At 68.1% G+C, this 13,396-nt stretch carries 12 protein-coding genes; 7 read left to right on the top strand and 5 right to left on the bottom strand.

Annotated features, from left to right (window positions below; translation table 11 throughout):
- Positions 1–2: 2 nt before the first annotated feature.
- Both ubiA and AAW51_RS26970 read left to right on the top strand, forming a co-directional pair.
- Positions 3–875 carry a 4-hydroxybenzoate octaprenyltransferase gene (ubiA, locus tag AAW51_RS26975; RefSeq protein ID WP_047197090.1) on the top strand — a complete coding sequence of 291 codons (873 nt, stop codon included), beginning with the start codon at positions 3–5 and terminating at the stop codon, positions 873–875.
- Positions 876–1,090: 215 nt separating this feature from the next.
- The gene (locus AAW51_RS26970; RefSeq protein ID WP_083438624.1) at positions 1,091–1,600 is read left to right on the top strand and encodes an FxDxF family PEP-CTERM protein; all 510 of its coding nucleotides are present in this window, start codon (positions 1,091–1,093) and stop codon (positions 1,598–1,600) included.
- A 243-nt stretch (positions 1,601–1,843) separates the two neighbouring features.
- On the opposite strand, the gene proC is transcribed toward AAW51_RS26970, so the two are convergent.
- On the bottom strand, positions 1,844–2,662 hold the full coding sequence (proC, locus tag AAW51_RS26965; RefSeq protein WP_047197088.1) for a pyrroline-5-carboxylate reductase: 819 nt from the start codon (positions 2,660–2,662) through the stop codon (positions 1,844–1,846).
- 34 nt (positions 2,663–2,696) lie between these two features.
- Positions 2,697–5,708 (bottom strand): L-glutamate gamma-semialdehyde dehydrogenase, encoded by a 3,012-nt coding sequence (locus AAW51_RS26960; RefSeq protein ID WP_238947707.1) that lies wholly within the window; start codon positions 5,706–5,708, stop codon positions 2,697–2,699.
- Positions 5,709–5,805: 97 nt separating this feature from the next.
- On the opposite strand from AAW51_RS26960, the gene AAW51_RS26955 reads away from it, so the two are divergent.
- Positions 5,806–6,288, top strand: coding sequence for an Lrp/AsnC ligand binding domain-containing protein (locus tag AAW51_RS26955; protein WP_047197087.1), 483 nt, complete (start codon positions 5,806–5,808; stop codon positions 6,286–6,288).
- Between the two features lie 41 nt (positions 6,289–6,329).
- Here the strand turns inward: AAW51_RS26955 and AAW51_RS26950 are convergent, their stop codons facing one another.
- A complete protein-coding gene (locus AAW51_RS26950; RefSeq protein ID WP_047197086.1) occupies positions 6,330–7,034 on the bottom strand; it encodes a YggS family pyridoxal phosphate-dependent enzyme in 705 nt (234 codons plus the stop codon).
- Positions 7,035–7,086: 52 nt separating this feature from the next.
- On the opposite strand from AAW51_RS26950, the gene AAW51_RS26945 reads away from it, so the two are divergent.
- The 4 genes from AAW51_RS26945 (at position 7,087) to AAW51_RS26930 (ending at position 11,056) form a co-directional block, all read left to right on the top strand.
- The gene (locus AAW51_RS26945) at positions 7,087–8,130 is read left to right on the top strand and encodes a type IV pilus twitching motility protein PilT (protein ID WP_047197085.1); all 1,044 of its coding nucleotides are present in this window, start codon (positions 7,087–7,089) and stop codon (positions 8,128–8,130) included.
- 55 nt (positions 8,131–8,185) lie between these two features.
- The gene (locus AAW51_RS26940) at positions 8,186–8,839 is read left to right on the top strand and encodes a cyclic nucleotide-binding domain-containing protein (RefSeq protein ID WP_047197084.1); all 654 of its coding nucleotides are present in this window, start codon (positions 8,186–8,188) and stop codon (positions 8,837–8,839) included.
- 85 nt (positions 8,840–8,924) lie between these two features.
- On the top strand, positions 8,925–10,061 hold the full coding sequence (locus AAW51_RS26935; protein WP_047197083.1) for a PilT/PilU family type 4a pilus ATPase: 1,137 nt from the start codon (positions 8,925–8,927) through the stop codon (positions 10,059–10,061).
- A 95-nt stretch (positions 10,062–10,156) separates the two neighbouring features.
- On the top strand, positions 10,157–11,056 hold the full coding sequence (locus AAW51_RS26930; RefSeq protein ID WP_047197082.1) for an NAD(P)-dependent oxidoreductase: 900 nt from the start codon (positions 10,157–10,159) through the stop codon (positions 11,054–11,056).
- Here the strand turns inward: AAW51_RS26930 and AAW51_RS26925 are convergent.
- Both AAW51_RS26925 and AAW51_RS26920 read right to left on the bottom strand, forming a co-directional pair.
- On the bottom strand, positions 11,034–12,200 hold the full coding sequence (locus AAW51_RS26925; protein ID WP_053014065.1) for an ABC transporter permease: 1,167 nt from the start codon (positions 12,198–12,200) through the stop codon (positions 11,034–11,036). The two genes, AAW51_RS26930 and AAW51_RS26925, sit on opposite strands and share 23 nt — an antisense overlap.
- Complete coding sequence (locus tag AAW51_RS26920) at positions 12,197–13,387, bottom strand: ABC transporter permease (protein ID WP_238947706.1); 1,191 nt, start codon at positions 13,385–13,387, stop codon at positions 12,197–12,199. Before AAW51_RS26920 ends, AAW51_RS26925 begins: the two co-directional genes overlap by 4 nt.
- Positions 13,388–13,396 lie beyond the last annotated feature (9 nt).

The raw sequence follows: 13,396 nt of genomic DNA, 5'->3' as shown, positions 1-13,396 counted from the left end.
CCATGACCCACGTCGCCCTCAAGTTCCCGCTATATCTGCAGTTGATCCGCTGGGACAAGCCGGTCGGCACGCTGCTGCTGCTGTGGCCAACGCTGGCGGCCTTGTGGCTGGCGGCCGGCGGTTTCCCCGGCTGGCATTTGATCGCCGTGTTCACGCTCGGCACCTTTCTGATGCGCTCGGCCGGATGCGCCGTCAATGACGTGGCCGACCGCGACATCGACCGACACGTCAAACGCACGGCACAACGCCCGGTGACGAGCGGCGCCTTGCCGGCGCGCGAAGCCCTCGCGGTGGCCGCCGTGCTGGCCTTGCTCGCGTTCGTGCTGGTGCTGACCACCAACACGGTTACCGTGTTGTGGTCGTTCGGCGCGCTCGCCGTCTCGATCGCCTACCCGTACACCAAACGGTTCTTCTCGATGCCGCAGGCGGTGCTCGGCGTGGCCTTCAGCTTCGGCATCCCGATGGCCTTCGCCGCCGTCCAGGGGGAGGTGCCGGCGCTCGCCTGGTGGCTGTTGCTGGGCAATCTGTGCTGGGTGGTGGCGTACGACACCGAATACGCGATGGTCGACCGCGACGACGACCTGAAGATCGGCATCCGCACCTCGGCCATCACCTTCGGCCGTTTCGACGTCGCCGCCGTGATGCTGCTCTACGCAGCCTACCTGGCGATATGGGGCCATGTCGGCTGGCAACTCGGGCTGGGCTGGCCTTGCGCGATCGGCCTGATGGCGGGCGCGGCACAGGTGCTGTGGCACTACCGGCTGATCCGGGAGCGCGACCGCGACGGGTGCTTTCGCGCCTTCCGGGCGAACCACTGGGTGGGCCTGGCGGTCGGGCTGGGCATGGTGCTGGGGCTGACGTCGCACGGAACCTGACGCCCGCCGCTCCTTGGTGCTGCATTTGCACCAAGCTGGCCTGGCCCCGTGCCGGGGAAGGTGGCCATCATTGCGCAAATCGGACGCTTTTCAGCCCATCACGACCCGCAATTGCGCTTCACAACGAGGAAATCGGCTTCACATGGGTGAAAACCCTGTGGCATAGGCCTTGCAGTAAGTCGTCGGCCCTCAACCACTACCCCAGGGAGTCAACGATGAAGTTGCTACGTGTGTTCAAGCCGTGGATCGTCGCTTTCGGCGTTGCGGCCAGCGTGTCGGCTGGCGCGGCTCCCATCCCCACGCCCGGGGACTGGGGCACGCACGACACCTTCGAGGCCGGCGGCCAAGTACTCGCCGGCGGCGATTTCGCCGATGTCTTCCTGTTCACGCTGGCCGACGCCACGACCTTGTACGCCTCGGCCGCCAGCACCGAAATCGGACCCAGCTTCGGCATCGCGGGCGGCAAGGTGTCGCTCTATTCGGATGGGGCGGGTCCCGACGTGTTCATCGGCTCGTTCGACTTCAGCGGCGCGACCGGTTCGCTCGTCAACACCTTTGCCGGCCTCGCGGCCGGCTCTTACTACTACCTCGTGAGCGGCACCGCCGCAGCCGCCGGCGGGCTGTACACCCTCGTCTCGAACGTGCCCGAGCCGCAGACCTACGCGCTGCTGCTGGCCGGCCTGATGATGGTGCTGACGCTCACACGCCGGCGCTTGCGCGACTGAAGGAATGAACGCTGTCACGCCGCGGCACGCGGGTGCCGCACGGTGCGCTTCGCATCATCCGCGCAGACGGGCGGGCGACGTGCATTGCTTCTTCAACACAGGGAGGCGCGCAGCCGCCGTGGTCACCGGGCCTGTGCAGCCCGGTGACCACGGTCGCTCGCCGCGTCGATACGTTTGAAAAGGCGGCGGGACGGCAGGTCTGCGGGCCCATCAGCGGCCCGACCGGTTCAGCGTTGCGGTTCTTCAGCCGCCGAACTCGTCGCCGAGTTCACGCGCGCGTTGTCGTGCGGCGGCCATCGCGCGCACGAACGCCGTCTTCACATCGTCGCGCTCGAGTGACGTGAGCGCCGCGTAGGTGGTGCCGCCCTTGGACGTGACACGGTCGCGCAGCACCTGGGGCGGGTCGCTCGAGCGTTGGGCCAGTTCGGTTGCCCCGCCAAAGGTGGCCAGCGCCAGCTGGCGGCCTTGCTCGGCGCTCAGGCCCATCGACTGCGCCGCCTCGATCATCGCCTCGATGAAATAGAACACATAGGCCGGCCCCGATCCCGACAACGCCGTCACCGCGTCGAGATCGGACTCCTGCGCCACCCACACCGTGGCGCCGGTGGGGGCCAGCAGGCGCTCGACCGCCTCGCGCTCAGCGGCGCTGACCTCCGCCCGGGCGTACAGGCCCGAGACGCCGCGCCCGATCAGCGCCGGCGTGTTGGGCATCGCCCGCACCACCCGCGTGCTCCCGGTGGCGGTGGCCATCGCATCGCTGCGGATGCCGGCCATCACGCTGAGTTGCAGGGCGTTCGCCACATGAGCACGGCACGGCGCCGCGGCGGTCTGGAACAGCTGAGGCTTGACGGCCCACACCACCACGGTGGCCTCCGAGAGGGCGGCGGTGGCCGCTTCGGCCGCCTGCACGCCGTGCTCGGTGGCCAGGCGTTGGCGCTGCTCGGCGCTGGGCTCGACCACCAGCAGGTCGGCCGCGTCGCGGCCGCTGCTGCGCAGCCCGCCGATGATGGCGGAGGCCATGTTGCCCCCGCCGATGAAGGCGATCTTGTCGGTTCGGTTCATGGCCGAAGTGTACGGAACGAATGCCGCCGCGAGGTCAGAAGCCGCCTGCGAGCAACGTCGCATTGCCGCCGGCTGCCGCAGTGTTGATCGTCACCGTCTGCTCGGCGCAGAAGCGCGGCAGATAGTGCGGCCCGCCCGCTTTGGGGCCGGTGCCGCTCAGGCCTTCGCCGCCGAAGGGCTGCACGCCCACCACTGCACCGATCATGTTGCGGTTGACGTAGACGTTGCCGACGCGGGCGCGCTCGGCGATCTGGTGGGCGCGTCCGTCGATGCGCGTCTGCACACCCAGCGTGAGGCCGTAGCCGAGCGTGTTGATCTGCTGGATCAGGGCGTCGAGTGTCGGCCCTTCAGCGCCGCCCCATCGCACCACGTGCAGCACCGGGCCGAAGATCTCCTGGCGTACGTCGGCGATGCGCTGCAGTTCGTAGGCGACCGGGGCGATGTAGTGGCCGTTCAGCCCCTCCGGGACCGGCGTGCGGGCGATCAACCGGGCTTCACGGTCCAGCCGTACCAGCTGCCGCCCGATGCCCTCGTGTGCTTCGGCATCGATCACCGGCCCCACATCCGTGGCCCAGACGGACGTGTCGCCGACCACCAGCTCGTGCATCGCGCCGCCGAGCATCTCGAGCACGCCATCGGCGATGCGGTCATGCACACACAGCAGCCGCAGTGCCGAGCAGCGCTGCCCGGCCGAGCGGAAGGCGCTTTGCACCACCGCGTCGACCACTTGCTCGGGCAGGGCGGTCGAGTCGACCACCATCGCGTTGATGCCGCCGGTCTCGGCGATCAGCGGCACGATCGGCCCGTCCTTCTCGGCGAGGCTGCGCTGGATGAGCTTGGCCACCTGCGTCGAGCCGGTGAAGGCGACCCCCGCGCAGCGCGCATCGCGTACCAAGGCCGCGCCCACGGTCTCGCCCGGGCCGTGCAGCAGTTGCAGCACTTCCCGCGGGATGCCGGCCTGGTGCAGCAGCTCGACCATACGGCGTGCCACTGCCGGTGTCTGCTCCGCGGGTTTGGCGGCCACCGGGTTGCCGGCGACCAGCGCCGCCACCACCTGACCGGTGAAGATCGCGAGCGGGAAGTTCCACGGGCTGATGCAGACGAACACACCGCGGCCGCGCAGGTGCAGCTGGTTCGACTCGCCGGTGGGCCCCGGCAAGGTCAACGGCACCAAACGCTGCTCGGCTTGCGCCGCGTAGTAGCGCAGGAAGTCCACCGTCTCGCGCACCTCCGAGACGGCATCCGCCATCACCTTGTGGGCCTCGCGCACCAGCAGGCCGCAAAACTCGGGCAGGGCCGACTCGAGGGCGTCGCCGGCACGTCGCAGCACCGCGGCGCGCTCGGTCACCGGCACCGCGTCCCAGCGTTCGCACTGCGCGTGCAGTTGCTGCATCGCCTGCGCCACCTGTTCCGGCGTGGCCTCGGCAACCGGCGGCACGGCCGCACTGCGCAGCGCCGCGAACAAGGGTTCGCGTTCGGCCTGGCAGGCGAGGTCGACACCGCGCGAGTTGCGGCGCTCGGCACCATAGAGGGCCAAGGGCAGCGGCAGCCCGGGCCGTGCCGGCGGGTGCAGCGGCGATGCCAGCAGGGTGTCGATCGGTACCTGCTCGTCGGCCAGTTGGTGCACGAAGGACGAGTTGGCGCCGTTCTCCAGCAGGCGCCGCACAAGATAGGCCAGCAGGTCGCGGTGCTCGCCCACCGGCGCATAGACGCGCAGCGTGACACGCTCGTGCTGCAGCACCTCGCGGTAGAGGCTCTCGCCCATGCCGTGCAGGCGTTGCATTTCGAACGGCACCGGCCGCGCGGCGGCCAGGCGCAGGATGGCGGCAACGGTGCCGGCGTTGTGCGTGGCGAACTGCGGATAGAGGGCCGGCGCATGCGACAGCAGCGCCTGGGCGCAGGCCAGATAGGCGAGGTCGGTGTGTTCCTTGCGGGTGAACACCGGGTAGCCGGCCAGGCCCAGTTCCTGAGCCCGTTTGATCTCGCCGTCCCAGTAGGCGCCCTTGACCAGCCGCACCATCAGCCGCAGGCCGTGCTCGCGGCCGATGCGGGCGACTTCCTCGACCACCGCGAGCGAGCGCGTCTGGTAGGCCTGCACCGCAAGGCCGAACCCCTGCCATTGCGGATGGTGCTGCGCGATCTGCGCGGCCAACGCCTCGAACACGTCGAGCGACAGTTCGAGCCGCTCGCTTTCTTCGGCGTCGATGGTCAGGTTGAGATGGGCCTGCGCCGCCAGCTCGACCAAGGACCAGACGCGGGGCAACAGCACCGCGAAAACCCGCTCGCGCTGCGACGCTTCATAGCGTGAGAACAAGGCGCTCAGCTTGATCGAAATGCCGTCGCCGGTCTCGGGGCGGGCATCGGTGCGGCGTTCCCGCGCGATCTGCTCGATCGCGTGGCGGTAGGACGCGAGATACCGCTCGGCGTCGTGCTCGGTGCGGGCGCCTTCGCCCAGCATGTCGAAGCTGAAGCACAGCGTCGCCTGCTCGCGTCGCTGCGATTGCGCTTCACGCTGCGCCTCGGCGATGTTGCGGCCCAGCACGAACTGGCGTCCCAACAGCTGCAGGGCCCGCACCGCTGCGCCCACCACGGTCTGGGCGCCCAGTCGCTGCAGCAGTCCCGGCTGCTTCTGGGCATCGCCGGGCAGCAGTTTCTTGCTCAGGGCGATCACGTTGGCCGACAGGTTCGACAGCACCGGGTGGTCGCTGGCCCCGGCCTTGTCGAAGCTGGCGCGCCCCAGCTGGTCGGCCGTCAGCGCCATCGCGGTGTCGACATCGGGGACCCGCAGCAAGGCCTCGGCCAATCGCATCAGCGCCAGGCCCTCGGTGGTCGACAGTGGGTACTCCTTCAGCAGCGATTCCATCGCCCAGAACGGCGCCGGCCGCTCGCGCACCGCTTTCACCCAGGGCGCCGCTGTCGCCTTCACCTGCTCCCACGGCAAGGCGGGCTGCTGCTGCAACTGCTTGACCACCTCCGCCTCGGGACGGTCGGGGGCGGGCAGGCGCATGCGCTCGGGCGGCGCGGTGAAGCGAACAGGGGTGGACATCGAATATGCCTCAGGGTTTTGCATGACTTGCTAGGTTATGAGGATTCCCCTAGCATCATTCACCAATAAGAAAGACGGAGACAGAGGAAAATAAATCATGAAAAACGGGTCGGCGGAATTCAACGATCTCGACAAGATCGACCGCAAGATATTGCGCGTGTTGCAGCAGGATGGGCGCATTGCCAACCTCAAGTTGGCCGAAGCGGTGCATTTGTCACCGACCGCCGTGCTCGAACGCGTCAAGCGGCTCACCCGCGAGGGCTACATCCTCGGCTACGAGGCCCGGCTCAATCCCCAGAAGCTGAGCGCCAGCATGATGGTGTTCGTCGAAGTGGTGCTCGACCGCACCACGCCCGACGTGATGAATGCCTTCAAGGCGGCCGTGCAATCGCGCCCGGAGATCCTGGAATGCCACCTGGTGGCCGGCGGCTTCGACTACCTGATCAAGACCCGGGTGGCCGACATGCAGGCCTACCGCGAGTTGATCGGCTCGGTCATCTGGTCGCTGCCGGGGGTGCGCGAGACCCACACCTATGCGGTGATGGAAGAGGTGAAGAACACCAATCTGCTGCCGATCTGAGGCCGGCCCGGGCGGCGCCGCAGCCGGCGCCGTTCGCCTGGTCAGCCTCGCGGCACCGGCGGCCGGCTGCCGAAGATCGCCGTCCCGACACGCACGATGGTCGCGCCCTCGAGCACCGCGGCTTCGAGGTCGGCCGTCATGCCCATCGACAAGGTGTCCAGTGCCAGTCCCTGAGCGCGCAACTGCTCCAACAAGCGGCGCAGCGCCGCATGGGGTTGGCGCTGTGCCGGCAGCGTCTCGGCGGGTTCCGGAATCGCCATCAGGCCGCGCAGCCGCAGGCCGGGCAGGGCGGCCACAGCCTGCGCCGTCGCCGCCACCTCGTCAGGGTTCAGCCCGCTTTTGCTGGCCTCGCCGCTGATGTTGACCTGCAAACAGATCTGCAGCGGGGGCAGGTGCGACGGGCGCTGCGCCGACAGGCGTTCGGCGATCTTCAGCCGGTCCACGCTGTGCACCCAATCGAAGTGCTCGGCCACCACCCGGGTCTTGTTGCTCTGCAGCGGCCCGATCAGATGCCATTCGAGCCGGTCGCGAAGGTCGGCGAGCGCTTCCATCTTGTCGAGCGCTTCCTGGACATAGTTCTCGCCGAAACGGTGGAGTCCGCAGGCCACCGCCTCGCGCACCGCCGGGGCCGGGAAGGTCTTGCTGACCGCCAGCAGCGTGACGCTTTCCACGGCACGCCCGGCCTCTTGACAGGACGCCGCAATTCGGTCTTGGACTTGTTGTATGTTCGCAGCAATCGTCGCCATAATGGCACGAGCTTAACCCTTCTGCCGCCCTGCAGCGCCCCCCCAGAGGAACATGGACATCACCCAGCTGTTGGCGTTCTCCGTCAAAAACAAAGCCTCCGACTTGCACCTGTCGGCCGGGCTGCCGCCGATGATCCGCGTCCATGGCGACGTGCGCCGCATCAATGTCGACCCGCTCGAGCACAAGCAGGTGCACGACATGGTGTACGACATCATGAACGACTCGCAGCGCAAGGCCTACGAAGAGACGCTCGAGTGCGATTTCTCGTTCGAGATCCAGGGCCTGGCCCGTTTCCGCGTCAACGCGTTCAACCAGAACCGCGGCGCGGGGGCGGTGTTCCGCACCATCCCGTCGAAGATCCTGACGCTCGAGCAGCTCAACACGCCGAAGATCTTCGCCGAGCTGGCACTCAAGCCGCGCGGCCTGGTGCTGGTCACCGGGCCCACCGGCTCGGGCAAGTCGACCACGCTGGCCGCGATGGTCAACCACTTGAACGAGAGCGAGTACGGCCACGTGCTGACGGTCGAAGACCCGATCGAGTTCGTGCACGAGTCGAAGAAGTGCTTGATCAACCAGCGTGAAGTCGGCCCGCACACGCTCAGCTTCAGCAATGCCTTGCGCTCCGCACTGCGCGAGGACCCGGACGCGATCCTGGTCGGCGAGATGCGCGACCTCGAAACCATCCGTTTGGCCCTGACCGCCGCCGAAACCGGCCACCTGGTGTTCGGCACGTTGCACACCTCGAGTGCCGCCAAGACCATCGACCGGGTGGTCGACGTGTTCCCGGCGGCCGAGAAAGAGATGGTGCGCGCAATGCTGTCCGAATCGGTCGTCGCGATCATCTCGCAGACGCTGTGCAAGCTGAAGGACGGCTCGGGCCGTGTCGCTGCACACGAGGTCATGCTCGGCACGGCCGCGGTGCGCAACCTGATCCGCGAGAACAAGATCGCCCAGATGTACTCGGCCATCCAGACCGGCAACAGCATGGGCATGCAGACGCTCGACCAGAACCTGGCCGACCTGGTGCGACGTAACGTCATCTCGCCCTCCGAGGCGCGTACCAAGGCCAAGTTCCCCGAGAACTTCCCGGGCTGACGGCACTGCTGCCTCGCCACGCCACGCCACCGAAGGCCGCAACGCCTCACATGCGATGAAGAAACTGATCGACAAGCTCAAGGGTGGCCAAGCGCCCGAGCCGGGCGCCGGCGAAAACGCCGCGGCGCCCGACGATACCGGCTTCTTCTCGACCATGTTCCAGGAGCGGCTCGACGACACGCAGCAGGCCAAGACCTGGCAGGCGCGCGCGCAGGAAATCGGCGCCACGCCTTACGACCGCGACATCGGACGTGACATGTTCGCGGCGCTGTGGGGTGTCGACCGCTATGTGGCCACGCTCGACAAGTCCGAGCTGGACCGCATGAGCGAGTACCTCGACTTCGTGCAGGTGGCGGCCAACCAGGAAGTGATCGGCCAGGACGAGCAGGGCGACTACATGCTGATCGTCCTCGACGGCACCATCGCGGTCGACCGCGTGCAGCCGTGGGGCGGGCGTGCCCGCCTGGCCGAGGCACGGGCCGGCGACATGCTGGGCGAGATGTCGCTGCTCGACGCCGGTTCGCGGTTTTCGGCCTGCACCACGCTCACGCCTTGCGTGCTGGCCGTGGTCGATGCCGAAGGCCTCGACGCGATGATCACCCACGAGCCCCGTCTCGGCCTCGCGCTGCTGGCCTCGCTGGCACGGCGGCTGTCGCTGCGTTTGCGTCAGGTCAGCGCACGCCTGAGCGCCGTGCTCTCGCGCGGCTGAGCCGAGCGTCGCCACCTCCGCGCCACTCGCTGCTTCTTTCGCATTTCTTCTTCTCTCGCTCTCGCTCTCCCAACCGGACTGACGCATGGAAAGAGACCAGGCTTCAAAATTCATCAACGACTTGTTGCGCCTGATGATCAGCCGCAACGGGTCGGACTTGTTCCTGACCGCTGAATTTCCGCCGGCGATCAAGGTCGACGGCCGCGTCACCAAGGTGTCGCCGCAGCCCCTGACCGGCCAGCACACGCTGGCCCTGGCACGTTCGATCATGAACGACAAGCAGGCGGCCGAATTCGAGCGCACCAAGGAATGCAATTTCGCAGTCGCGCCCCAAGGTGTCGGCCGCTTCCGCGTCAACGCCTTCGTGCAGCAGGGGCAGGTCGGGCTGGTGATGCGGGTGATCCCGCAGACGCTGCCCAACATCGATGCGATGGGCCTGCCGCAGGTGCTCAAGGAAGTCACGATGACCAAGCGTGGCCTGGTCATCCTGGTCGGGGCGACCGGCTCCGGCAAGTCGACCACGCTGGCGGCGATGGTCGACTACCGCAACGAAAACTCGTACGGCCACATCATCACCATCGAAGATCCGGTCGAGTTCGTGCATCCGCACAAGAACTGCATCGTGACGCAGCGTGAAGTCGGGCTCGACACCGAAGGCTGGGGCCAGGCGCTCAAGAACACGCTGCGGCAGGCGCCCGACGTGATCCTGATGGGCGAGATCCGCGACCGCGAGACGATGGAACATGCGGTGGCCTTCGCCGAGACCGGTCACCTGTGCATGGCCACGCTGCATGCCAACAGCGCCAACCAGGCGCTCGACCGCATCATCAACTTCTTCCCCGAAGAGCGCCGGGCGCAGCTGTTGATGGACTTGTCGCTCAACCTCAAGTCCATGGTGTCGCAGCGTCTGCTGCCGCGCCAGGAGGGCAAGGGCCGGGTCGCTGCGGTCGAGATCCTGCTCAACACGCCGCTGATCTCCGAGCTGATCTTCAAGGGCGAAGTCGCCGAGATCAAGGAGATCATGAAGAAGAGCCGCGAGCTGGGCATGCAGACCTTCGACCAGTCGCTGTTCGACCTCTACGAAGGCAACCAGGTCACCTACGAAGACGCGTTGCGCAATGCCGACTCGGTCAACGACCTGCGGCTGCAGATCAAGCTCAACAGCAACCGCGCCCGCAGCTCCGACCTGGCCGCCGGCACCGAGCACCTGACCATCGTCTGAACCGTCGGCACGCGCTGGCCTCGCCAGGCGTCGCTGCTGCACTCAAACCCCAAGCGCACGAGTAGTACGCTTGGGGTTTTGCTTTTGAGCGTGCCATGACCCAGACAAAAACCTACGCCCCCATCGCCCCGCATCGTGTCGCCTTCCTCGGCCTCGGTGTCATGGGCCACCCGATGGCTGGCCATCTCGCCCGCGCGGGCCACCGGGTGACGGTGTACAACCGCAGCGAGGCCAAGGCGGTGCAGTGGGTGCAGCAGTACGGCGGCGAACGCGCCGCCACGCCGGCCCAGGCGGCCCGCGACGCCGACATCGTGTTCGCCTGCGTCGGCAACGACGACGACCTGCGCAGTGTGGTGCTGGGCGAGCAGGGCGCCTTGGCCGGCATGAAGCCCGGTGCGGTGTTCGTCGACCACACGACGGCGTCGGCCGATGTGGCACGCGAGCTGAGTGCGGTGGCGCAGGCGCGCGGCCTGTCGTTCATCGACGCGCCGGTGTCCGGCGGCAACCTCGGTGCTCAAAACGGTGTGCTGACCGTCATGTGCGGCGGCGACGCCGAGGCCTTCGCCAAGGTGCAGCCGGTGGCCATGGCCTACGCGAAGGCGGTCACCCTGCTCGGCGCGAGTGGCGCCGGACAGCTCGCCAAGATGGTCAACCAGATCTGCATCGCCGGGCTGCTGCAGGGCTTGAGCGAAGCCATCGCCTTCGGCCAGAAGGCGGGGCTCGACATGAACGCGGTGCTGGGCGTGATCGGCAAGGGGGCGGCGCAGAGCTGGCAGCTGGAGCACCGCGGGCCGACCATGGTCGAGGACCGCTTCGACTTCGGTTTCGCGGTGGACTGGATGCGCAAAGACCTCGGGCTGTGCCTCGACGAGGCGCGCCGCAATGGCGCCCGCCTGCCGGTGACGGCGCTGGTGGATCAGTTTTATGCCGACGTGCAGGCGCAAGGCGGCGGCCGCTGGGACACCTCGAGCCTCATCCGGCGTCTGCTCGGTTGAGGGCGCGGCGGGCCAGCCGCCGCCATCGCCACAGCCCCAGCGGGACGCAAGCGGCCAGCAGCGCCAACAGGGCCGCGGCCTCGAGGCGCACCTCCGGCAGCCGAGCGCCGAGCTGGTTGAGGGCGATGAAACCTTCGATGCCGGCCGTCGACGGCATCAGCCACCGCGCCCAGCGCAGCAGCTCGGGCATGGCCTCGACCGGCCATGACAGCCCCGACAGGAAAATCGACGGCATCGCAACGCACAGCAGCAGCTGGCCGCCGCGCTCGCGCGTCACGAACCAGCTGCCCAGCAGCATGCCGAAGGCGGCCAGGCACAGGGCGAACAGCACCGCGAACACCAGCAGGCCGGCGAAATTGCCGCCGCGCGGATAGTCCTGCCACCAGAGCACCCAGCCGAAGTAGTAGGCGCTGTTGATGAGCGCCACCGAGGCGAACGCGAGCAGCATGCCGGCATAGCCGGCGCCATCGCGGCTGACCGGAAAGCCGCCCCGTTCGGCCCAGGTGCCGAACATCAACGCGATCGCCAGCAGCAGGGTCTGCTGCAAGATCAGCACCGCGACGCCCGGCACGATGTAGGCACCGTAGCCTTCTCGCACGTTGAACAGCGCCACCGCGTTCAGGCCGATCGGCTGGCGCTGCGCCAGGGTCTGCGCGCCTGACGGTGACGCAGCCGACAAGCGCTTGACCTCGATGCCCGCCGACACCGTGCCCACCGCGTCGGCCAGCCCGTTCAGCGCCGCCTTGTTGAGCAACAGGTAGACGCCGTTGCCGGCCACCTCGACTTCGGCCTCCCGGCCGCTTTGCACCTTGCTTTGCAGGCCGGTGGGCAGGAACAGCGTGCCGGCGCTTTCATGGCGCCAGAGGCGGTGTTGCGCCTCCGCCAGGTCGGGCGTCACCTCGATGACCGAGACCGAAGGGTGGGCCTGCGCATAACGTGTGATCTGCCGCGACAAGGCGCTGCGGTCCTGGTCGACCACCACCACCGGGACGCGCTGGACCTGCTCGGCACTGTAGGGCAGCGGGTAGAAGAACGAGTAGATGAGCGTCGCAACGAACAGCAGCGTGAGGGCGCCAGCGTCGTGCAGCACGGCGCGCCAGGTCTGCACGAAGGCCGTTGCGCAGCGCCGCAGCGGGCCGCTCACAAGCGCCCCCACGCGGTGGCCCGTGGCGCTCGGCGTTGCAGCAGCCACAGCCCCAACCCGCCGGTCAGCACGGTGGTGCCGGCCAGCACCGCCATCTCGCCGAAGCCATAGCCGAAAGGCGCACCGGCCAGCCAGTGGCGGCTCTGCAATTGCAGGTAATGGGTCAGCGGCAAGGCCTCGGCCCAGCCACGCGCGAGCGGTGGCATGGCCAGCAGCGGAAACCCTTGGCCCGAGAAAGCGAAGGCCGGGGCGGTGACGAAGGCGGCAACCGACAAGGCCGCCCGCAGTGACAGCGTGGCAGCAATCATCAGGGTGCCGACGCCGAGGTAGGCGGCGACGAGCAGCAGCAGGCCGACCAGGACCGCGAGGGCACTCCCTTCGATGGCCCAGCCGCGCACCCCGGCGAAGAACAGCACGAACAGCAGCGACTGTGCGAAGAAGGCCAGCGCCGGGATCAGCAGTTTGCCCGCCACGGCGGTGCTCCAGCGCTGGCCCGCCGCAGCCAGCCATTGCGGCACGCTGCCCGCCTTTAGTTCACGCCCGATGGCCGTCACGGCGGCCAGTGCGATGAAGATCTGCAGCATCGACGGGATCACCGCGAGGGCGAGGAAGGCCTCGTAGTTGGCGTTTTCGTTGAACAGCGTTGCCAGCTGCAGCCGGATGGGCTCGAACTGCTGCCGCGCCTGCGGTGTCGAACTGCCGCGCTTTTCGCGCGCGGCGAGTTCGATGCCGCCCGAGAAGGCCGTCACCACCGTGCGCACGTCACGTGTCAGGGCGCCGACATGGGCCGAAAACTGGCCGTTGTAGAACCAATGCACGGTGGCCGACCGCCCTGCGACGGCCTGCTGCTGGAGGTCGTCGGGAATCCACAGCGTGCCGAACGCGCGGCGCTCGCGCAACAGCTGCATCGCCTCGGCCTGGCTGCGCGCCTGCGCGACGACCGCGATGCCGGGGGATTCATCGAGCATGCGCACCAGCGAGCGTGACAACGCCGAGCGGTCCTGGTCGATCACCGCGATCGGCACGTCGCGGGCCACGCCCGCGGAGAAGATCCACCAGCACAGCGCACAGACCGACAAAGGAATCCAGGTCAGCATGCCCAGATCCCAGAAGTCGCCGCGCAGGCGCCGCCATTCGCGCCGCACCACGGCGTGCAGCCCGGGCCGCGGGGTAGGGGGAGCTGTCACCGCCGACCT

Origin of the sequence: Caldimonas brevitalea (genome assembly GCF_001017435.1) — a bacterium.
Lineage (GTDB): Bacteria > Pseudomonadota > Gammaproteobacteria > Burkholderiales > Burkholderiaceae_C > Caldimonas > Caldimonas brevitalea.
This window is presented reverse-complemented; position numbering and strand designations above follow the sequence as displayed.

Coding starts and splice junctions, on each gene's coding strand:
- AAW51_RS26955 (WP_047197087.1), top strand. CDS start 5,806: ATGAAAAACGGGTCGGCGGAATTCAACGATCTCGACAAGATCGACCGC.
- AAW51_RS26940 (WP_047197084.1), top strand. CDS start 8,186: ATGAAGAAACTGATCGACAAGCTCAAGGGTGGCCAAGCGCCCGAGCCG.
- AAW51_RS26950 (WP_047197086.1), bottom strand. CDS start 7,034: ATGGCGACGATTGCTGCGAACATACAACAAGTCCAAGACCGAATTGCG.
- AAW51_RS26935 (WP_047197083.1), top strand. CDS start 8,925: ATGGAAAGAGACCAGGCTTCAAAATTCATCAACGACTTGTTGCGCCTG.
- AAW51_RS26960 (WP_238947707.1), bottom strand. CDS start 5,708: ATGTCCACCCCTGTTCGCTTCACCGCGCCGCCCGAGCGCATGCGCCTG.
- proC (WP_047197088.1), bottom strand. CDS start 2,662: ATGAACCGAACCGACAAGATCGCCTTCATCGGCGGGGGCAACATGGCC.
- ubiA (WP_047197090.1), top strand. CDS start 3: ATGACCCACGTCGCCCTCAAGTTCCCGCTATATCTGCAGTTGATCCGC.
- AAW51_RS26970 (WP_083438624.1), top strand. CDS start 1,091: ATGAAGTTGCTACGTGTGTTCAAGCCGTGGATCGTCGCTTTCGGCGTT.
- AAW51_RS26930 (WP_047197082.1), top strand. CDS start 10,157: ATGACCCAGACAAAAACCTACGCCCCCATCGCCCCGCATCGTGTCGCC.
- AAW51_RS26945 (WP_047197085.1), top strand. CDS start 7,087: ATGGACATCACCCAGCTGTTGGCGTTCTCCGTCAAAAACAAAGCCTCC.